11 protein-coding genes and 3 pseudogenes are annotated in these 21959 nt (G+C 69.1%); 6 read left to right on the top strand and 8 right to left on the bottom strand.

The annotated features are described in order from the left end of the window. The first annotated feature begins 17 nt into the window (after window positions 1-17). Together ACFWU9_RS05515 and ACFWU9_RS05520 are read left to right on the top strand one after the other, a co-directional pair. The gene (locus tag ACFWU9_RS05515) at window positions 18-7832 is read left to right on the top strand and encodes an RHS repeat-associated core domain-containing protein (protein WP_384315065.1); all 7815 of its coding nucleotides are present in this window, start codon (window positions 18-20) and stop codon (window positions 7830-7832) included. A gap of 9 nt (window positions 7833-7841) precedes the next feature. After that, window positions 7842-8372, top strand: a complete 531-nt coding sequence (locus tag ACFWU9_RS05520) for a hypothetical protein (RefSeq protein ID WP_384315066.1) — start codon at window positions 7842-7844, stop codon at window positions 8370-8372. A gap of 72 nt (window positions 8373-8444) precedes the next feature. On the opposite strand, the gene ACFWU9_RS05525 is transcribed toward ACFWU9_RS05520, so the two are convergent. From ACFWU9_RS05525 to ACFWU9_RS05545, 5 genes are all read right to left on the bottom strand, one after another. Further along, a complete protein-coding gene (locus tag ACFWU9_RS05525; RefSeq protein WP_384315067.1) occupies window positions 8445-9728 on the bottom strand; it encodes a tyrosine-type recombinase/integrase in 1284 nt (427 codons plus the stop codon). Next, window positions 9728-9955: a helix-turn-helix domain-containing protein gene (locus tag ACFWU9_RS05530; protein WP_384315068.1), complete on the bottom strand. Its 228-nt coding sequence runs from the start codon at window positions 9953-9955 to the stop codon at window positions 9728-9730. Before ACFWU9_RS05530 ends, ACFWU9_RS05525 begins: the two co-directional genes overlap by 1 nt. After that, window positions 9955-11400: a replication initiator gene (locus tag ACFWU9_RS05535; RefSeq protein WP_384315069.1), complete on the bottom strand. Its 1446-nt coding sequence runs from the start codon at window positions 11398-11400 to the stop codon at window positions 9955-9957. Before ACFWU9_RS05535 ends, ACFWU9_RS05530 begins: the two co-directional genes overlap by 1 nt. A 152-nt stretch (window positions 11401-11552) precedes the next feature. Further along, a complete protein-coding gene (locus tag ACFWU9_RS05540) occupies window positions 11553-11852 on the bottom strand; it encodes a hypothetical protein (protein ID WP_384315070.1) in 300 nt (99 codons plus the stop codon). 87 nt (window positions 11853-11939) lie between these two features. Further along, window positions 11940-12149 carry a hypothetical protein gene (locus ACFWU9_RS05545; protein ID WP_384315071.1) on the bottom strand — a complete coding sequence of 70 codons (210 nt, stop codon included), beginning with the start codon at window positions 12147-12149 and terminating at the stop codon, window positions 11940-11942. A 491-nt stretch (window positions 12150-12640) separates the two neighbouring features. Here ACFWU9_RS05545 and ACFWU9_RS05550 point away from each other — a divergent pair. After that, a pseudogene (locus ACFWU9_RS05550) lies at window positions 12641-13301 on the top strand (XRE family transcriptional regulator). A 2-nt stretch (window positions 13302-13303) separates the two neighbouring features. Further along, a pseudogene (locus ACFWU9_RS05555) lies at window positions 13304-13638 on the top strand (NUDIX domain-containing protein); the annotation flags it as partial. 214 nt (window positions 13639-13852) lie between these two features. Here ACFWU9_RS05555 and ACFWU9_RS05560 read toward each other — a convergent pair. After that, window positions 13853-14044, bottom strand: a pseudogene (locus ACFWU9_RS05560) (hypothetical protein); the annotation flags it as partial. Window positions 14045-14341: 297 nt separating this feature from the next. On the opposite strand from ACFWU9_RS05560, the gene ACFWU9_RS05565 reads away from it, so the two are divergent. Beyond that, on the top strand, window positions 14342-15154 hold the full coding sequence (locus ACFWU9_RS05565) for a hypothetical protein (protein WP_384315072.1): 813 nt from the start codon (window positions 14342-14344) through the stop codon (window positions 15152-15154). A 10-nt stretch (window positions 15155-15164) separates the two neighbouring features. Then, window positions 15165-20261 (top strand): type IV secretory system conjugative DNA transfer family protein, encoded by a 5097-nt coding sequence (locus ACFWU9_RS05570; protein WP_384315154.1) that lies wholly within the window; start codon window positions 15165-15167, stop codon window positions 20259-20261. Between the two features lie 40 nt (window positions 20262-20301). On the opposite strand, the gene ACFWU9_RS05575 is transcribed toward ACFWU9_RS05570, so the two are convergent. Further along, a complete protein-coding gene (locus ACFWU9_RS05575) occupies window positions 20302-20622 on the bottom strand; it encodes a trypco2 family protein (RefSeq protein ID WP_384315073.1) in 321 nt (106 codons plus the stop codon). 62 nt (window positions 20623-20684) lie between these two features. After that, on the bottom strand, window positions 20685-20972 hold the full coding sequence (locus ACFWU9_RS05580) for a DUF1232 domain-containing protein (protein WP_384315074.1): 288 nt from the start codon (window positions 20970-20972) through the stop codon (window positions 20685-20687). Window positions 20973-21959 lie beyond the last annotated feature (987 nt).

Consider the following 21959-nt stretch of genomic DNA (forward strand, 5'->3'; position numbering starts at 1 on the left):
AACGCTTTGGGATACGTATGTCCGCGCGCAGACGGTCTCTGACGGTCGGTCTGCTCGCGCTGGCCCTGTCGGCGGGCCTTGTGTCCGCGGAGGCCGCACCACCGTCTCCGGCCTCCGCGCCCACGACGACCCAGGCTCCACCACTCGTGCCCCCGGCGGCTCCAGTTGGCCCGGTCGCTCCGGCGAGTGCGCGGGCCGCCGCCGAGCCGACGACGAAGAACGCCGTGTACGCGTACGACGCCGCCTCGCGTCTGGTCGGCGTGACGGACCCGGCGGGCGAGACGGCTCGTTACCGGTACGACGCGGCGGGCAACCGCCTGGGCGTCGACCGTTTCGCGTCGAGCACCCTGTCCGTTCTCTCCCTGGTCCCGGTCCGCGCCCAAGCGGGCGCGAAGGTCACCCTCTCCGGCACCGGTTTCTCGACCACACCGGCGTCGAACGTGGTGAAGTTCGGTACGGCGACGGCCACGGTCACCTCCGCCACGTCGACCCGCCTGGTGGTGACGGTCCCCGCCGGTGCGGCGGGTGGCAAGGTGTCGGTGACGACGGGCGGGACAACGGCCGAGTCACCCGAGTCGTTCACCTTCGCGCCGAGCCCCTCGGTCTCGAAGATCGAGCCGGCCTTCGGCGGCGCGGGCAGCCAAGTGGTCGTCACCGGCGCCAACTTCGCCGCCGCCGACACCGTCGTGCGCTTCGGCGGCGGAATGGTCGCGGAGGTCACCGGCCGTACCGACACCTCCCTGACGGTGCAGGTACCGGTCGGAGCGGCGGACGGCCCGGTGCAGGTCGCCACTCCCGACGGTGAGGCGGTGTCCGCCGCCGGCTTCGACGTACGCTCCGCCACCGGCGAGATGGAGATGTCCGTCGAGTCGTCGCTGAACGACGAGACCCCGCCGACTCTCTCGGTCACCACACCCGGCAACATGGCCGAGACCACCTTCGAGGCCGCCGCCGGTACGGATCTCAACGTCGGCATCACCCAGGGGACTTTCAACTCCGTGACGAGGGCACGGCTGATCGACCCCCTCGGCGACCGTCTGCAGTCCTTCACCTTCGACGGATCCGAGGGCGAGGCGGAGTTCGAGGACCTGCCGGCCGCCGGCCTGTACCGGCTTGTGCTGGAGACGGGATCGGGCAACTTCGGTACGGCCGTGGTCACGCTCTCGACGCCGGTGACGAGTTCCTTCACCATCTCCGGACCGGCTGCGCAGGCCGTGTTCGACCGCGCGGGGCAGGATCAACTCCTTACCTTCCCGGGCACGTTGGGGACGTCGCTCTCCCTCGGGATCGACGCCACGCAGTTGCCGCACCCGCTGTGGGCCCGTCTCTACGGACCGGACGGTTCGGAGGTCGACAACAGCTTCATGTCCGCCGGCGGGGACGGCGGCATCGACCTGGACATGCTGCCCCAGTCCGGGACGTACACCCTGATGCTGGATCCCGGAGAGGGAGACGCCAAGGGCACGGTCACCGTGACCGCGTCGCCGTACGCCGACGCCGGCACGCTCGACCCTGCCGGAGCGGCGCTCAAGGTCTCACTCACCCGGCCGGGCCAGCAGGGACGCGCCCAGTTCACCGGCACAGCGGGTCAGCGCGTGTCCCTCGGTGCCACGGCCACCGGGTTCGGCTCGTCGACCCGAGTCGACATCCTGCGGCCCGACGGCGCGCTTGTGGACTACCTGCTCGTGTCCGACGGTGACGTCGGGGACGAGTGGGACAGCGATCCGCTGCCCGTCACCGGGACCTACACGCTCGTCGTACGGCCGACCAGCGACATCGGAGCCGGTGAGCTCGCGCTGACCCTGTCGCCTCTCGTGGTCCTGGCCCCGCTGCTGACGACCGGGGGCATTATCACGGCGAGCGTCGGCCGGCTCGGTCAGAACGCGGAATCCTCCTTCCAGGGACAGGCCGGGGCCGCTCTCTCACTCGGTGTGACCGGCAACACCTTCGGGCAGTATGTCGATCTGAGCGTCTTCGCGCCGTCCGGCGCCGAGGTGATCGACGAACTGAACGTGTCGGCCGGTGACTCGGCGACCATTCCGCTGCCCGCGCTGCCGGAGACCGGCACCTACCGGGTCGTGCTGGATCCCTACAAGGGCGGGGTCGGATCGGCGGGCCTCACGCTCTCCACCGAGACGCAGGCCGCCGTCACCGTCGACGCGGCCGGACTCGTGACGACGGCGGCCCGCGCCGGACAGCTGGTACGTGCCCGGTTCACCGCACCCACCTCGGCCTCCCTCGGCTTGGGTATCACGGCCAACACCATCGCCCAGTCGACGGAGATCAGGCTCATCGGTCCCGACGGGGGCGCGGGCACGGACGTCGGCCGCCTGGCGAGCAAGGCGTCCGACACGTTCTATCTCAACGGTCTGACGGCGGGAGCGGCGTACTCGCTGGTGTTCGAGCCCTCGGAGGCCGCGACCGGCGGGATGACGCTCTGGCTGTCGAAGCCCGTCGTGGCCGGCGCCCTCTCCACCGCGACCCCCGCGCTCACCGGCGAGATCACCCGCCCGGGACAGCAGCTCCAGTACACCGTCAACGCCACCGCGGGCTACGGCGCGGCGGTCGTCTTCGGCAGTACCACCCTCACCGCCACGTCGGAACTCGTTCACCGCGCACCGGCGGGTGCGGAGAACGACCTCGGCTCGCTGAGCACATCCGCGGCCGAGGGGGACCTGCTGCCGCCGCTGGCCGCCGGCGCCCACCTGCTGTTCGTACGGCCCAACGCGCCCGCCACCGGGAAGACGACCGCCACCCTGGTGCCCAACGTGAACGGTGGCGAGCTGACCACCACCGGTACGCGCAAGGCCGTCAACCTCGCGACGGCGGGCCAGAACGGGCACTTCACGTTCACGGGCACCCAGGGGCAGAAGGTCACTCTCGGGCTCAACACCCCGCCCGGCGCCTGGTCGTTGTCGATCGCCGGTCCGGACGGCAAGCTGCTGGTCGACGGGCGCTCGATGAGCGCGTCGGCGGTGACGTACGCGCTGCCGACGCTTCCGGCGGCGGGTACCTACACGCTGTCGGTCGACCCGAACACCCTCAGGACCGGTACCTGGACGCTCGGTCTCACCGCGGCGGCGTCCAAGGCGGAGAAGTCGGCGAAGCCGACCGACGGTGACGCGGGACCCGACACCGCCGCTCCCGCCGCCCGCAGCACCCCGAGCGGTCCGGACGCCTGGCAGCCGGACAAGGGAAACCTCGCCGGCTACGACTGGCTGGCACGACGGGGTGACGCGCCCAAGGGCCCGGCCGCACTCCGTGCCCCGCTCGGAAAGACCGCGCTGACCGGCCACATCCTCAAGCTGGACGGGAAGCCGCTGGCCGAGGTCACCGTCTCCGTGGGCAAGAGGTCGGCGAAGACGGACGCGCGCGGCCGGTTCCTGCTGAGCGGTATCGCCGACACGTCGACCACCCTGGTGGTCGACGGTGCGAGCGCGAACAACTCCCGGCGCAGTTACGGCCGTTACGACATCCGGATCAGCCCGAAGGCGGGCCGGACGGTCGATCTCGGATTCCCGGTGTGGATGACACCGCTGGACACGAAGAACACGGTGAGGTTCGCCGCCCCGGCGAAGGCGGATGTCGTACTGAAGACCCCGAAGATCCCGGGTCTCGAAGTCCGCATCCCGAAGGGCTCGGTGGTCCGTGACGAGAACGGCAAGCCGGTCACGGAGCTGGGCATCACCGCGATCCCCATCGACCGGCCGCCGTTCCCGCTGCCCGAGAACGGCATCGTGCCGGTGTACTTCACCGTGCAGCCGGGCGGTACGTACGTCTTCCCCAAGGGCGCGCAGATCGTCTACCCGAACTACACGCGTGAGGCCCCGGGCACCCGCGTCAAGTTCCAGGACTACGACCCGAAGAAGAAGGGCTGGCACGTCTACGGCGGGGGTGAGGTGTCCGCCGACGGCCGCCAGGTCGTACCCGACAAGAAGACCCGCGTCTGGGCCTTCCACGGCGCCATGTTCCACACGGACGACCTGATCCCGTGGGACATCTCCTGGCTCCAGGACGTGATGGACTGGCTGTCCGGTGACCCGGTCGAGCTGTCGACGGGCCTGCTCACCGACTCCCGTACGGACCTGGCGGTCGCGGACGCGCACGGCGGCGTCGAACTCACTCGCACGTACTGGCAGGCAGACAAGGAGAAGCGCGCGTTCGGCATCGGCCGCGACTTCTCCTACAACGCGTTCCTGCACTCCAAGAAATCGTGGCAGGAGGTCGACCTCTACATACCGGGCGGCAGCGCGGTCCACTTCACCCGCACCTCCTCGGGGACCGGCTGGACGGACGCGGTGTTCGAGCCGCTCGACACCTCGTCCGCCTTCCAGGGATCGAAGATCAAATGGAAGGGAGGCCTGGGCGGCTGGGACCTGACCTTCCGCGACGGCACGGTGTGGGTGTTCCCGCAGTACGCGCCCCTGAAGGAGATCCGCGACCGGCACGGGAACACGACGACGCTGACCCGGCTGAACGGCGAGAACCGAGGTGAGATCACCCGTATCACCAGCTCCGGCGGCAAGTGGATCTCGCTGACCTACGACCCGCAGCACCGCCGCGTCACGTCCGCGAAGGACAACACGGGCCGTACCACCTCCTACGAGTACGACACCGCGGGCCGGCTGGCGGCTGTGAAGGATCCGGCGGGCAAGTTCAGCCGGTACACCTACGACGGCACGTCGAACCGCATCGAGAGCGCGACGGACGCGCGCGGTATCACGTACATGAAGAACACCTTCCACACCGACGGGCGGGTGAAGGGCCAGACGCTCACCGAGGGCGCGGAGTACTCGTTCGCGTACGCGCAGACCGGCGGGAAGGTGACGTCGGCGAGTGTGACGCAGCCGGGTGGCTCGGTGCGGCGGGTGGAGTTCGACGCGGACGGTTACGGTGTCAAGGACACCGAGGCGTACGGGAGTTCACTGGCGCGCGCCACGCAGTACGACCGGGGCCCGAGGCACCGGATCGACGCGGTGACCGATCCGTACGGGCGGCGCACGGAGCTGACGTACGACGCGAACGGTTACGTCACCCGTACGACGGAGCTGGCGGGTACGGCGCAGGCGCGTCAGTCGGGTACGGCGGTCTACAACGGCCCGTACGACCAACCGACCTCTGTCTCGGACCCGTTGGGCAACACGACCACTCTTGAGTACGACGCGGAAGGTGATCTGCGGACGGTCAGGGACCCGGAGAACCGGAAGACGACCCTCACGTTCACGCCGGACGGGCAGATCAAGACGGTCACCGACGCGTCGGACGCCGTTACCGAATACACCTACCGCAACGGCGAATTGGTCTCGGTCAAGGACGCTGAGGGCCGCACCGGGTCCCAACTTCTGGACGCGGCGGGCCGGCCGACGGTGATCACGGACGAGGCGGGCTCCCGCACCACGATCACCTACGACGCTCTGAACCAGACGCGCAAGATCACCGACCCGCTCGGCCAGTCGACGACGCTCGACTACGACGAGAACGGCAACCTGACCAAGCTGACGGACGCCCGTGAGAACAGCACGAGTTGGGCGTACGACGACGCGGACCGCACGGAGTCGGTGACGGACCCGCTGGGCGCGCAGGCGTTGTTCGGTTACGACGCGGCGGGCCGGCTGACGAAGGCGACGAGCCGTGCGGGCCTGGTCGCGACGGCGGAGTACGACCTGCTGGGGCGGGCGAAGAACACCAAGTACGGCGTGAACGCGGCGGGTGTCGCCGAGTCGACGGCCACGTACGCCTACGACGTGGTGGACCTGCCGAAGACGGTCACGGACACGCAGGCCGGCACGGAGAGCTTCGGCTACGACGCCTACGACCGGCTGAAGACGGTCACCGGCCCGACAGGGACGGTGGGCTACGACTACGACGCTGCGGACCGCCGCAAGGAGATGACGGCGGCCGGGACCACCACCGTCTACGGGTACGACACCTCCAGCATCCTGACCTCGGTCACCTCGGGCGGGCAGGAGGTGAGGTTCGGTCTGGACGCGGTGGGCCGGGAGAAGACGGCGAGTCTGCCGGGCGGCATCACGCGCACGACGACGCTGGACAAGACGGGCGTGGTCTCGGGAATCGACTACACCCGAGGTGCTGCTGCGGTCGGCGACCTGACGTACACGCGTGACACCCGCGGCCTCCAGACGGGCCTCACCGGCAGCCTGGCCTCGGTCGCGCTGCCGGCGGCTGAGACGGGGGCCGTGTTCGGCAAGGACAACCGGGTCACGTCGTTGGGCGGCCGTTCGTTCACGTACGACGCGGACGGACAGCTGAAGTCCGACGGCAAACGGACGTACGACTGGAACGCCCGCGGCCAACTATCAGCCCTCACCCCTGTTGGCGACGGGCCTGCGGGTGTCTTCGGCTACGACCCGCTGGGTATCCGCAGCTCGAAGAAGCTGGGCGACGCGACGCAGAAGTACCTGACCGACGGCTCGAACCCGCTGGTGGAGCAGGACGGTGCGGGCGCCGCGAAGGCGACGGTCGCGACGTCGGGCCTGGACGAGTACCTGACGCGTACGGAGAACGGTGCGACGCAGGTCTACCTGACCGACGCGCTGGGCACGGTGGTGGGCCTGGCGAACGCGGACGGCACGGTCGCCACGAGCTACACGTACGACCCGTACGGCCAGCCGACCGCGTCCGGGGCGACCTCGACGAACCCGTACACGTTCACGGGCCGCGAGTCCGACGGCACGGGCCTGCTCTACTACCGCAACCGCTACTACGACCCGGAATCCGGCCGCTTCATCTCCCAGGACCCGATCGGCTACGCGGGCCGCACGAACCTCTACCAGTACGCGCTGAGTTCCCCGACGACCTACACGGACCCCACGGGCAACTCCCCGATGCTGGCAGGCTGCGTCATCGGCGGCCTCGGCGAGGCGGGCCTGGACTGGCTGGGCCAACGGCTGTCGGGCCGGAAGGTCAACTGGGGCCAAGTCGGCGCCTCAGCGGCACTGGGCTGCGCCGGCGGAATGATCGGCAAAATCAAATGGCTGTCCCGGGGAGACTCCTGCCTGACTGTCCCCAAAAACAGCTTTACGGCAGACACCCCGGTTCTCCTCGCGGACGGCACCCGCAAACCGATCAAGGACATCAAGATCGGCGACCAGGTCCTCGCCACCGACCCGGAAACCGGCGAGTCGGGCCCCCGCCCGGTCACGGCTCTGATCAGGGGCACGGGCGACAAACAACTGGTCGACATCACCCTCGACACGGGCAAGACCAGCACCCTCACAGCCACTGACGGCCACCCCTTCTGGGTCCCGGCCCTCGGCCGCTGGATCGAAGCCGACGACCTCACCACCGGCCAATGGCTCCAGACCAGCACCGGCGCCTGGACCCAAATCACCGCGGTCACCCACCACACCAAATCAACGACCGTCTACAACCTCACCGTCGACGACCTCCACACGTACTATGTGCTGGCGGGGGCCACGCCGGTCCTGGTACATAACTGTGGTGGATCCCTCCCTAGCCATAGGTCGATATGCGACTGCGCTAACGGTGGAAAGCCCGCAATGATGCGTGGACCCAAGCCGGCAGGTACAGGGCCGCACAACTTGAAGATCACCGAGGTTGGCGACCAGGTAACGGATGGGCAGGTGATTGCGGGAGGTGGCAGGTTGCCTGAAAGGGAGTTTGCTACGCCTGGAGGATTCAAGGGTTCTCGTCGCCCTGATGTTCTTGTGCAAAGATCAGACGGTAGCATGTATGGGATCAACGTCGGAAAGCAGACGATGCGATCTGATGCCCCAATCAAACGAGAAGCGGAAGCGCTACAGGATCTTGAAGGTATCGGGATCCCAATGCACTTCGTTGCCTACAACTAGCGAGTCGCGATGAAAGTAACGCTTCAGTTCCACGGTGACCGTCAAGAGATCTACCAGATGGCCTTGGAGTGGGCCCGCGACTCGGGGATGCCCCTGGTGGAGGAGCGCTTCTTCCCCACCTATCAAGTGCAACTGGTGGGTGGGGTTCGGGAAGAAGATGGAAAGACGAGATGCAGTGACGGCATTGATCGTATTTCCCTGAACCCTTCTTCCGTCGATCTGAGTGCCACTTCATCCCTCGATTACGTAAAGAGGAATCCGGACTCTCTATTCATCAACCTTGGTGAGCAATCGGACGCCATTCTGAGAGAGTCGGTCCTGGCGGCTATGACCGATGAAGTGGCACTCGTGCCGGTTTGGAAAAGGTTGCGGGAGCGCGCCAGGAAGTCCATGTGTAAGGGCGCTTGGGTGGAGAACACCATGTCGGGCGCGCGATCACGGGTGGCCAGCCATTACTACACGGCAGATGCCAAGCGGCTTTCGGAAGCAGGAGTGGTTCCGATAGGCGGAACGGACTGGATCAGATATCAGTTTGACTAGCCTGACCGTCTGTTAGAGCAGAAGCCCCGCCGGATGTTTCCGGCGGGGCTTCTTAGGTGTTTGACGGCAACGTCAGTGGACGACGGCTGTGGCGGGTGGGTCGTCGGGGTCGTTACCGGTGGGGCGGAGGGCGTTGCCGAGGGTGTCGATGGCCTGGCGCTGGAGGCGGAGTCGGACGTGGGCGTAGACGCCGGCGGTGACGCCGATGTGGGCGTGGCCGAGCAGTTCCTTGATGATGACGAGGTCGACGCCCTGTTCCAGGAGCAGGGTGGCGGTCGAGTGCCGTAGGTCGTGAAACCGGATGCGTCGAAGTCCTGCGCCGTCGAGGAGTCGGCTGAAGCTGCGGGTGAGGTTGGCGGGTTCGAGAGGGCCGCCGGTGAGGGTGGTGAACACGAGGCCGTTGTCCGACCAGCTCGTCCCCGCGGTCTGGCGTGCTTCCTCCTGTTGTTCCCGGTGGGTCTTCAGGGAGTTGACGCATTCGGTGGGGAGGACGATGCGGCGTTCGGAGGTGCGGGTCTTGGTGTGCAGGATGGTCAGGCCGCCGGTGCGGGTGCGCTGGAGGGACCGGTGGATGGCGGCGGTTCCGGTGTCGAGGTCGAGGTCTTCCCAGTGCAGGCCGAGGAGTTCGCCCTTGCGGAGTCCGGTGCGCAGAGCGAGTTCGTACAGGGCGTGGAGCCGGTCGCTGCTGGCGGCGTGGAGGAACTGCCGGGCCTCGCTCGCGGTGAAGGGCTTGAAGCGCCGGGGGCGGGGTGCGGGGGTCTTGACGTTGCGGGCGACGTTGCGGGGCAGGTCGTCTTCGCGTACGGCGTGCTCCAGGGCGGACTTGAGGACCGAGTGGACGTAGGTCACGGTCAGCGGGGAGAGCCGCTTGTTGCAGCACTCGCCGATGGCGCAGCAGGAGTGCCGGTCGGTGTCGCGTCCTTGGGCGCAGCACTGGCAGGTGAGGCGGAGGCGGTCGAGGAAGGTGCGGACGTCGCGGGCGGTGAGGCGGGCGAGCTTTTTGGCCCCGAGGCCGGGGTTGAGATGGAGGCGGACGCAGGCGGCGTATCGGGTGTGGGTGTTCTCCCGTACCTGGTGGACGGCGACGCCGTTCAGCCAGTACTTCAGGCACGCGCTGAGGGTGATGTCGGCCGCCGCGACGGGCAGGCCGAGGTTGCTGGCGGCGATCTTCTCGGTGAGCTTGGCCAGGGCGTCCTTGCGGGTGGTGCCGTAGACGCGGACGCGCTTTCGGGTGTTGCCACGGGCGAGGATGTATCCGGCGGCTTCCCAACGGCTGTCCTTGCGCTGGTAGACGGTTCCGTCGCCGTTGGCGCGGGAGCGAGTGCGGCGGGATGAGGCGGGGCGCGGCGTGGTCATCAGGCGGCGGCTTCCTGTTCGAGGCGGGTGCGGATGAAGTCGGTGAGGGCGTGTGTGGGGATGCGGCGGGCGCGGCCGAGGGTGATCGAGGCGAGCTGTCCGGTGCGGAGCAGGTCGTAGACGGCGGAGCGGCCGAGCTGGAGGCGGGCCATGACCTGGGGCACCGTGAGCAGATCCAGGGCAGGGGTCGCCTCCGTGCGGAGGACGGTTGGCGGGGGCGAGATCATCAGCAGCCCCCTTCCGCGATGAACTGCCGTTCCAGTTCCTTGCGGTGCCATACGCCGGCCGCGAGGAGCGCGGCGCCGGGGCTGTAACCCGAGCCCAGGTAGTCCCAGTGACCGACGACGAGCGTGGTCGTCGGGTCCGGCTCGGGCAGACCGGAGTGGGTGCGGGCCTGTTCGGTGCGCCAGGCGCGGCGGGCGTTGCGCAGCGCGCCGAGGGTGGTGGAGTAGCTGCGGGACTTGGTGGAGAAGTGGCCTTGGAAGCCGAGCATGTGCGCCCACTTCCAGAGCTTGAGGTGGGCGAACTCCGGCAGCCTGCCCAGCTCCCAGCAGGTGCGGATCATCCGTCGCACGTGCCGGGCGACGGGGAGCCGGGACAGCGGGCGGGCCTGTCCGGTGCCGTCGCAGGCGGTGCACGGGAGCGGGGTTCCGTGGGGCAGGAGGGTGGCGCCACGTCCCTGGCAGGGGCGGCAGAACAGGGCGCGGTCGAGGATGCCGGAGGCGTCGGCGGACTTCGTGGCGTACTTCGCCACGTAGGCGGCCACGGCCTGATCGGTGAGTTCGGCGTCAGCGCCGAAGGAGGCGACCTCGCGCACGTCGAGCTGTTGGCCCCAGGTGAGTTCGCGCTCCCCGATCGCGTCCGACACGACGGCCACTCGGACACGGAGAGCAGCGGCCCGGATGGCGTCCGCGAGCACAGTGACGGTGGCAGACCGGGGCGGAGGCGTGGTGCTGCCCTCGGGGCCGTCGAGCCGGATGACGGCGTGGAAGTGGACCAGGCCGCGCTTCTGGTACTCGGCGACCTTGGCGAAGGAGACCCGCAGCACGGCACGGGCGGCCTTCTGCGTGAGGCCGAGCCGGGCCGCGAGCTCGCGGCGCAGGTAGATGGTGAAGCGGGCCCACAGCGTGGGGGCGCGGGCGTTGAACAGGACCGCGCCCGCGTAGTCGTACGTCGCCGGGTTCAGCGGCGTGCCCAGCAGCGGGTCCGTGGGGTCGTGGAGCTTGCGGCAGCGGCAGGGCCTGATGTCGCCGCCGGGGGTATCGGGGCGGTTGTGGACGGGACCGAAGGAGGGGGCGGTGAGGGTGGCGAAGACGCGGGGGTGGGTGCGGACGGTGTCGGGGACGTTCTTGCCGCCGGAGAGCCCGGCGCGGATGAGGTGGTAGGTGTCGGCGGCGTAGAGGCGGGAGCAGGCCGGGCAGCGGGAGGCGCGGCGGTTGCCGCACGCGGTGAGCAGACTGCCCGTGGGCTCGTCCGAGGCGGCGTAGGAGCGCAGGACTTCACCGGTCGTGGTGCTGACGGTGGTGGTGCGGCCGGTCAGGCGGATGGGTTCGGTGCAGCCGCCGAGGTGTTCGATCTGCTGCTGTGTGCGGTCGAAGTCGGGGTGGTTGACGAGGTGGAGCAGGTCCCGTACGGCGGGGCTTGCCACGTGGCGCAGGTCCAGGGAGACCATTCGGGGCGTGTCCCTTCTGTCCGGGTGGGTGGCCCCGAGCAGCAACCAGCAGGGGGAGGAGGCGTGTTGGATGCTGCTCGGGGCATGACGAACCAGGCCCATGAGCGGGGGTGGGGTTGAGCGGGGGTGGTGTGGCTCGCGAGGGCCGGGGCTCAGAGTTGAGCGAGGGCGGCGGTGGCCACGGGCAGGGCGATGCCCATGCGAGTCCCCAGGTGGGTGGCGGTGATCGGGGTTCCGTGCTCGGCACGGTGGGTGTCCGCGATGCGCCGGGCCGCGTCCAGCAGGGCGGCAGGCAGGGCCGGGCCGGAGGCGGGCCGGGTCACCTTGGCGACGGCGACTGGCGGAGCGGCAGCCGGAACCGGGACGGGCTCCAGTTCCTCGGCCGGGGAAGCGACGACGACCGGGACGGCCGCCGAGGGTGCCACGTCGGGTACGGGCGCTTCGTCAAGCACCAGCTCGAATACAGGGGTGGCGGTGGTGGCCTCCAAGCGTGGGGCGAAGGTGTGGAACTGGGTGAGGAAGGCGGGGCCGACGTGGCCCTAGCCGAGCAGCAGGAGCGGGGCGACGGTGTCCAGACAGGCCCGTCCGTAGCGCCCGGTCAGCAGTGGTTCGGCGGTGTTGAGGGCGAGGGTGAGCAGGCCGCGCAGGTGCAGCAGCCGGGTACCGGCCTTCAGCTCCGCCTTGGGGACGCCGCGCAGGGCGAGGAACCGCAGCGCGACCAGAAGTCCGACGACGGACAGGTCGACCATGGGGGCGATCAGTGGCGCGATCGGGTGGGGGACGCCGAGTCGCGGGGCGAGGGCCCAGATGTTGCCGAAGGAGAAGATGGTCGAAGCTGCGCGTACGGCCCTACATGCCCCATCACTATGCCCACCTTGCCGTTCCGCCGGTCGACCACCAGGGCGCCGGCGCCCTGCGGGACGGTGGGTCCGCCGGTATCAGGGGTGGGGGCCGTCACCGTGACCACCCCAGCGAGGCGGCGCACGACCGGGCGTCCAGGCGCAGGGCGGGAACACATGGGGTGGCGCTCATTCGCACGGTGACGCTCCTCGGCGGCGTTGATGCCTGCTCCCGGGCCTGTTGGTGCCGGAGGGCCGGCACCGATCCTCACGCCGGTCACCGGGACGAAGGAACCTCCACCAAACCCCATTTCGGGACGTCCTGCACCCTGTAGAACGTCCCTGGTGCCGTCCTGAGACGAAGGGGGAGACTCGTGCCGAACGAGAGACCACGAGCCGTCATGGGGACGGGAGGCTGGACGTACGCCGCACTCGCTCAGCAGGTCGAGGTCGACCCCAAGTCGGTCGAGTGCTGGGTGAACCTCGGGCTTATCCCGCGTCGTGCCACCGCCCTCCAGGCGGCCAAGGCCCTGGGAGAAGACGTGCACGCGCTCTGGCCGGCGCTCCGCCAGGCCCGCCCCGCCCGCGCCATCAGCCCCGAACTGGTGGCGCTCTACGAGGAGCGGGCCGACATCCCCGTTTCGGTGTTCACCGACCTGATGGCCCAGGCCCGGGAGCGGATCGACATCCTCGTTCTACGCGGCCGTCTTCCTCCACGGGGCGTACCCGCGGCTGAACGAACTCCTCACCGAACGCGCCGCCGAAGGCTGCACCGTCCGCATCGGGATCGGGGACCCTGACAGCGACAACGTCCAAGCCCGCGGCCAGGAAGAGCGGTTTGGCCACGGCATCGAATCCCGCTGCCGCCTCGCACTCATGCACTACAGGAAGCTCGCCGGCATTCCCGGCATTGAAGTCCGCACCCACGGCACCACGCTCTAAAGCTCCTTCTACCGCGCCGACGACCAGCAACTCGTCAACGCACACGTCTGGGGCGTCACCTACGCCGAGAGCTTCGACGCCGTGTGGACGACGGCAACCCCGGTACAACAGGAAGGCTGACCGTGGCCCGCACCGAGTACTACGACGACCCGAACGCGCCCAAGCCGGACAGCATGGTCGTCGCCGCGTCCGCCGTCGTAACCGACGACCACGGGCGCATCCTCCTCCAGAGCCGCAGCGACAACGACCTGTGGGCCCTGCCCGCGGCGGCATGGACCTCACCGACTCCCTGCCAGGCACGGCCGTCCGCGAGGTCACGGAAGAGACCGGCCTGGACGCAGAGATCACCGGCTTGGTCGGCACCTACACCGACCTGAGACACATCATCGCCTACCCCGACAGCGAGGTCCGCCGCCAGTTCAACGTTTGCTTTACCGCCTGCGTCACTGGCGGCCGCAGTTCAGCAGGCGCGGGCGCTTGTGGTCGGGTCTGAGTTCTCCTCTGCTGCACCTGCTTCCGTGGTGGACGATGTTGATGCGGATGTCGGTGGCCGACTGGAGCCGTGACACGGTGGGTTTCCGGCCGGGCGACGCTTACCGCCTCGTGGGGCGGCTCCGGGTAGAGGGGTCGGCCTTCCGCACCTTTGGACCCCAGTCTTTGTAGGGCGCAGGCAGGGCGGCCGGTAGGTCCAGTTCGAGGATGGCGAGGCCCGGCAGCGCGGCCAAGCGCTGGGCGGAGCCGGGCCTGGCGCGGTTGGCTTCTACCGGCGCACTCACCGGGGCGCACAGGTACCAGCCCGAATCCGCATGCGCACGGTGGATCAGCCGAGAGGCCAAAATGTTGCCCTGCCCCGCTGCGGCCATCGGCGTCTCGTCAAGCAGCCTAGGACGGCAGTCCTGCGGAAGGGGCTGTACACGAATCGCCGATTGGAGGGAGGCCAACGTCCCGGTTCACGTGTCTCCTTGGACAGCGGGGCCATCGGGCGGTTCCGGTTTCTTTCGGTGCCACGGTCGAGAATCGTGAGGAGCCTCAGACGACGTGGGCGTGCTTCGTCGGATTTCCACCAATACACCGAAGTCACCCGATCCCCGGTGTTACGCTCCGGGCTCGCGGAGACAGCTTCGTGCGGGGCGGGGCAGCGTGTACCGGGGGGAAACACGATGCAGTGGACCGTGCCCATTCTCCAGGGTGAGAGCGTCCGTGTCGCACTGGCTCTCGTCATCGGCGTGCTTGTCCTGATCGCCGTCCAGCAGATCAGGCAGTCCTTACGCGACATCAGGAACGCCGTGCGGGCCACCCAGGAGATGGTATCGAGAGCCGGGACGACTCTGGCTTCCAGCAGCGAGGCGTTGACCTCAGTGGCGGCAGGGCTGAGTGCGGTCGCCGGGGGACTGCGACTCGCGGCCGAAGCCGAAGAGCGTGTCCAGGCACGGCGCATCAGCCTTATCCCGGAGGACGTCTTCGAAGTGGGCAGCGGTGAGCAGGGGTTGAGTGGCATCGCGACGTACAAGGCGCGAAATCACGGCGCGGACTGCGTCTACGGGTTGGAGACGTTCCTCACCTTCGGCGCCCAGGACGGCGAGATGCGGCTGGCAGACAGCCGGGTCTCCCTGCTCGCGCCGGGCGAGGCGGCGACGTTCTCCTTCACCCTGACCGCGGACGACCCACCGATGAGCCGAGCCCGGTGCCACCTGCGCTTCTACGACCACCACGATGTCCACTGGCAGTTGGATCAGGGAGAGACACCACTCCTGAATCGCGTGCCGGCCCGCGAGGAGCCGGCACCTCCTCGGCCCGATGCGCCTCCCGGTCCCGGGGAAACCACGGGCTCCGGGACACTGGCGGAGCCCGGCGACCAGGCCGGGCCCACTGAGGCGGCACTCCCCCCGGCCACCGTGTCCCGTGCCCCGGCGGACGGGACGGGCGACGGGAACAGCGACGAGGGAGTGGGAGCCAACTGTGAAGGCGCTTGACCGGCAACTCGTGGAGATCGAGTGCGGCACCCCCCGGGCAGACCGCGGGACGGGGTTTCTCATTGCCCCTGGCCTGGTGCTGACCGCAGCCCACGTGGTGGGTTCCGGGAAGTTCGCCGCCTCGGACGTCAGGCTGCGCCGTGCGACACGACAGGCGGAGAAGGACTGGAAACGCCCCGAGGCCCTGGTGTTCGGAGCACCAGGCATCGACGTGGCTCTGCTGCGCCTCGCGCCCGAGGACCATGACGCCGCCGATCTCACCCCGACCCTGCTGCGGATCGACGTCGAACTGCCCCTGGCGTTCCGGGCCCCCGGCTTTCCCCGCGTCCAGCGCGAGGGCGACGAGCGGGACGTCGAGGTCGCCCGTGGAGCGACCGCCCCCGGCACCGCGGGGCGACGCGGCGCGCTCTCTCTCGATGTGGCCTCTGCGGTTCCCGTCGCCGACCCACGCCGGGTCGCCGCGTCGCCCTGGGGAGGCATGTCCGGGGCCCCGGTGTTCCTGGCAGGGCGGTTCCTCGGCGGTGTCGTTGTCGAGGACAACCGGGGTTTCGGCGGAAGCCGCCTGGAGGCGGTGGCCGTCGCGGAACTGCTGGACGACTCCGCGCTGGGGCAAGCACTGCCGCGTTCGTGGTGGAGCAGCAACACCCGCCGGGCCGGAAGCCTGGTGGCCCTGTCCGTGGGTGCGGCGGCGATACGGGTGGACCCTCCGTACGCCGCCCTGGGTTCCGACGAGGTGGCATCCCTGCGTGCGTCGGCCACACTGCCGCTGCGCTCGCGCTATCGGGTGGTCCCCTTCACCGGCCGTGACGAGCCCCTCGAACAGCTGACCCGCTGGTGCTTGGCCGGCACGGTCGCCGGCACGCCGACCGTCGCTTACGCGCTGGTTTCGGGGGCCGGCGGCAGCGGCAAGTCCCGGCTGGCGGCGGAGGTCTGCCAAGCCGCCCTCGACGCCGGTTTCGTCGCCGGTACGGTGACGGCCTTGGCCGGCTCCACCGGTGCCGACATCGCCGAACTGGGGCTTCCCGTTGTACTGACGATGGACTATGTGGACCACCAGGCCGAGTGGGTGGGCTCGGTCATCGACCACTGCCGCAGCCGAAATGTCGCCGTGCGCCTTGTTGTCCTGGCACGCGACGGCGCTGCCTTCCAAGCAGCCTTGGCCGACCGGCTTGAACTGGGCATGCTCGAACCTGCTCTCACGGTCACACTGGACGACGCCTCCCTGGACGGGGAGTCGCGCCGCACCCATCACCGGATCGCGACCGAGGCGTTCCGGTCCTTGCTGGGCCCCCAGTCGCACTCCGGCGAGAGTGACGACTCCGGCGAATCTGCCGTGGTGGACGCCACGACGGACGCCATGCATGCGACCGACGGCGCGGGCATCACCGACGGCCCCGACTCTCCCGAGACCACAGCCACCCCCACGAGCACCACCGTCACCGCCGCCCCCGACGACGCCAGGAACCGCCCGGGCATCGAGGAGACCGGTAGTCCCGCGCCGGACGGGAAGCTGGATCGATTCACCACCCCGCTGCTCGTGCACGCCGCCGCGTTGCTGGACGTACTTGCCGAGAGAACCGCGCGGACGGAGGGAACCGAGTCGACGCAAAGGACCAGCAAAGCCGAAAACGCCGCCCCGGGCGGGCCGTCCGTGACGACGGTCGACTCCCTGCTCGGTGCGGTGCTGGCCCGCGAGGAGCGCTATTTCTGGCGGCCCGTCACTGCCGAACTGGGCCTGCCGCGCGGCGTACTGCGCGATTTGCTCGCCGTGGCAACCTTCGCCGGCGCCGACTCGCCCGAGCAGGCGGACGCCGTGATCGCAGCGGTGCCCGCCCTGGCGGATGCCACCGCCGGACGCCGGGCGGCGATCCTCGAACGCCTCGCAGGCCTCTACCACCGGGGCGACAGGGTGCCCGTGGTCCAGCCGGACCTGCTCGGCGAATATCTGATCGGCGAACTGCTGCTGCGCCCTGGGCGGACCAGAGGTCTGTTCACGCGTATCACCGCTGCTGCCCAGCGTTCCCGCATGCTGGAGGTGCTGTTGCGGATGCGCGCCTCCCCGCTCTCCGGAGCGGCGCGCTCCGTCGGGAGCGCGCTCCGTACGCTGCTGGAGGCGTCCCTCGGTGAACTGGTCGCGCAGGCGGACGAGGGAGCTACCGCCGCATCAGGCTCGGACGAACAGGCTCTGGCCGGGCGTCTCACGGCCGTACTGGAAGCCGTACCGCTGCCCGCCAACTCTGCACGTGTCGCGGAGGAGATGCCATCGCTCTCCCGGGCCTCCTCGGTGCAGCCAATGGCCGCCGTGCTGTATCGGCAGGCTGCCGCCCACTGGACCGAACAGGGCGAACCCGCGCGGGCGGCTGCCCTGTTCAACTCCGCCGGCCGGGCGCTGGTGCAGGTCAACCGTCCCGAGGCCGCCTTCGACGTTCTGCGCAAGGCGACGTCTTTCGTCTCCGCCCCGGGCCTGCACTCCGATCCGCTGCTGAGCCGCATCCTCACCACCCGCGCTCTCGCCGGGGTCGAGGCGGGCAACGCCGACCGCGCGCTGCTCGCCGCGAGAGACGCCGTGGCCGTCTCTCGGCAGGCCGTCACACAGGATCCCGAGGCTCATCGCCCCGCGTACGTGGAGGCTCTCAGCACTCTGACCCTCCTCCAGTGGGACCGTACGGCGGTGAGCGGCGCGGCCGACAGCGCCGCCGAACTCGTCGTCCAGGCAGCTGAACTCGGCCCCCTGGACCACGCCCAAGCCTTGATCACGCGCTCCCAGGTGTATCTCACCGCCGGGGACGTCTCCGGCGCGGCTGAGACCCTGACGTCGGCGGCGCATGTCCTTGAGGAGCGGACGGAATCGGAAGCACTGCGGAACCTCGCGATCGTCCGCGGCCTCCAGAGCCAGTTGTCCGCCGCTACCGGGGACGAGGCACGGGCCCGGGAACTGGCTGGGGAGGCGGTCGCTCTCGTCGCGCATCCGGCGGAAGCCGCGAGCGAGTCCGCCCGGCTGACCCGGATCGCGGCTCTTCTGCTGGCGTTGGTCGCGTTCCCCCCGGACGAGGCGCTGGCGCTCGCCGAGGACGCCTACCGGGAGAGCGCCCGTCTGCGCGAGGAGTTTCCGGACGTGTACGGGATGCTGCCCACGTTGGCTTCACTGCCGCTTCTGGAGATGACCGCCGTCGCGGGTGACGAGGACCGGACGGCACGTATCGCCGCCCGGGTCACCCGTGACTCCGGCGCGCTGTTCGGTACCCGGCCCCGTCTTTACGCGGGGTTCCGGTCGGTCGTCGCGCTCACGGTGGCGTCGGCGCTGAACACCGTGGGCCAGGGGCCGGAGGCCGTGGACGCGCTCCGGGTGGCGCTACGGGACCTGGGACCGATCCGTACGCCCGGGGGCGAGGCTCTGACGGCGCGGCTGAGAATCGCGCTCGCCGGGCTCCTGCTGGACCTTGACGACAACGCCGAGGCCGCGTCGCTCGCCGGTGAGGCGGCCGACTTCTACACTCGGGTCCCCTCCGGTGATCCGGCCGACCTGGTGGGCGCGCGGCTGCTCGTCATGGTGGGCGCGGCACGCGCCGGGCAGACGGACGTGGCCGGGCGAGCAGACGAGGAGGCGGTACGGGCGGCACGCGCCAACTCCCGAGCGCAGGAAGGAGACAGCGGGCGTCGACTGCTCGCGCTCACCTTGGCCGTGCGCGGCGAGTGGCTGCGGGAGCTGGGCCGGCTGCCGGGCGCGGCGGATGCCTTTCACGAGGCTGCGGCGCTGTGCCGGACACTCCCCACGCCTGGCGACGAGGCGGACCTGGCCACACTCACCCGATTCGAGGCCGAATGCCTGGCGGAACTCGGTGGCGCACCGCCTCCGGTGGTCGGCGACGACTCGCTGAGTTCTCTCTCGGTGGACGGAACGGAGCGTTGGCGGGTGGTGCTGGGTCGGTTCGGCGGGCGGCCAAAGGCCGCCCCACACATCAAGGCGGGGCGCGGCCACGGGCCCCCAACCAGCCGCAAGAACAACAGGAGGGGGAAACCCACCCCGCAGATGGGGGACGGCCCTGCCTTGGTCACATCGGTCCGCGCGGACGTCCTGGCGGGCAGCGCGGACCGGCGGCGGACCTGCGGGGAAATCTCCGTCTTCGAGCCGACGGGACGCCTGAGTCTCGGGGGGCATCCCACAACTACCTGGAACCCGCTGGAGGACTGCGTCACCTGGGACGGAGCGGTGATCACGGCCCGCTCCCTCACCGAGGCCGCCCGGCTGGGCAACAACAGCGGGCTGAGGGACGACGCGTTCTGGTACTCGATGGCCGAACAACTGCTGCAGAGCCTGCTGTTCGCCGCGGCCACCACCGGCCAGACCATGGACAAGGTGAACCAGTGGGTGAAGTCCATGAACGCAGCGGAGGTCTTCGCCCGTCTGCGGGGTGGGTCCCCCGAGGCGCTCGCCACGTTCCACGGAACGCGTCAGCTGTCCGAGCTCACGCTCACCAGCGTCTACGCCACGGCCAGCACACTCCTGCGGGCGTACGACTCCTCGGAGGTACGGGCCCGGTCCGTCTCAGGGTTCCAGATCGACCGTTTCCTGGGCTCTCGTGCCGACACCCTCTACCTCTGCGCGCCGCCCGAGGAACAGGAGATGCTGGCGCCGATCTTCACCGCGCTGATCCGCCGCGTCGTCAACGCGGCGTACCGGCGGCACGAGGCGGGAGAACGGACCCGGCTGCTGCTCCTGCTGGACGAGGCGGGCAACATCGCCAAGATCGACAATCTGGACACCATCGCCACGACCGCGGCGGGCACGGAGATCCAACTCGTCACGGTCTTCCACGACGTGGCGCAGATGGAGGCACTCTACGGGGAACACCGCGCGCAGAGCCTGGTCAACAACCACTCGGCCCTGCTCGTGCTCCCCGGAAACCGGGACATCCGCACCGGACACGTCGTCCGCGAGATGCTCGTGGACGAGCCGGTCGACGAGTTGCGGCGGCGCCCGGTGCGGCGTCTGCACCCGGGCACCGCGCTGTGCGTCTACGAGAACCTGCGGGCCGAGGTGATTTCCCTCCGCTCGTCCACCCACGACCGGGATCTGATTGACTTCGCCTCGCCACCGGGCGAGTGACGGCCTCGGGTCGGAGCCGTGACCCTGGCTGGCGGGGCCATCAGTCGGAGTCGGACACCCTGACCCGGCGACCCGGCTGATCGACGAACTGGGGCGTCAGCGACAGCGTTACCCGGTGAGTGCCGGCTGAGGACCGTTCGCCGCCACCGCCGAGCGAGACGACCTGCCAGAGGGTCGCCTTGACCTCGCCGCGCACCACGTTCGTCGCGGTCAGCTGCAACTCGATCTCGACAGCTTCCACGTCGAAGACAAGATTCTCATTGGCCGCCAGAGCGACGGCCTCGCTCAGCTGCTCCCGCAGACTGGCGACGGCTTCCGGCAGACTCAGCCCGGAGGACGGGCTGACGGTGGGTGTGGACATAGGCACTTCCTTTTTGCGAAGGGGTGATGCGACGGACTGCCCGTCGTACCGGGGGGTGTCGCCTACTTGGCCGTGATTCCGGCCCGCTGCGCCGCTTTGTTCAAGGAGTGCAGGGAGGCGGCGAGAATGCCGATGTCGTCGAGATAGATCGGATCGGGCAACAGGTCGACCGGGCAGATCGTGTAGACGATCGACGCCCAGAACGCGAACTTGTTCTGGAACGGCACGTCCTCGCTGCTCAACAGCTTGAAGCTGGCGCGCAGTCTGAGGATCAGAACGACCACCACGACAAGCATTACCACAACGGCGAGACTTGACACGATAACTGCGATAAGAAGCCAGTTCTCCATGATTCTCCCTGGATTAACTCACCATGTCACCACAATAGCCCTTCGGGGTGGGAGAGTTGAGTGTTTTTTCCAGTCCGCCGTGAGCCGCTTTCGTGGGCATGACAGTGAGTCTCCTGATGATCGCTGTTGATGGCGATGGAGATCACGATGGGGATACCCGGACGGATACCGCCAGCAGCGCACCGTGCTGCTCACTCACGGCGTCTACGACAACCTCGGACGGACTGCCCTTGAGCCGGGGCGCTCGTCGCAGTACACCCACCACGTCTAAGACGTACCGTTCCTCATTCTCTACGACGGTGCCTTGGTGAACTCGCCTTCAGGGCACCGCACTTCATGCCCGGACTTCTCAGTCGTCCGCGTCGCCACCGTTCACCGCAAAGCCCAGGACTCCGCCCACGCCTGCTTGTGCTGGTGGGCCGCTGCCCTCGCTGCCTAAGTCGCTACCGGAAGCTGACTTGGACCGTCTACGCGAGCGTCTGACAGCACGTTCCGGCCGCCGCTTCGACGATGACATTTGCCGTGATACCGGCGCAGTCCTGATCTGGAGGGAGGTCAGCCAGGGTCACCACTCTCAAGCTCCGCTCGTCCAGCAGACCCGCACCGCGGCACGTTCTACCTGCAGTCCGCTCCTCGTCTTGATCACGGACACCCTCTCTCGACGCTGGAATGACCGGCCCCGGGAGATCCGGCCGATCGCAGCCGACCTTGACGCGTATGCGCGCAACCTCACAAACAAGATCAACCAATTGGGTCGAGATCGCCGAGCAGACGCTCACCGCTTCGCAGCCGACGAATCGCTTGTCGCCGGGCACCCTGAGTTCCGTCGCTCAACCACCTCAGGGCCGTTGTCACCACTACCGCGCCGAAGGAACAACTATGGCGGGTAGCCGCGCGCGAAGTCGTGGGGGGGGGGCGCGGCCGCCCACCCCACCCCCCCCGTCGCACCCACAAAGATAAAAAAAAAAAGGCTCCAACGACAGCAAA

Source organism: Streptomyces sp. NPDC058653, from assembly GCF_042716895.1.
Lineage (GTDB): Bacteria > Actinomycetota > Actinomycetes > Streptomycetales > Streptomycetaceae > Streptomyces.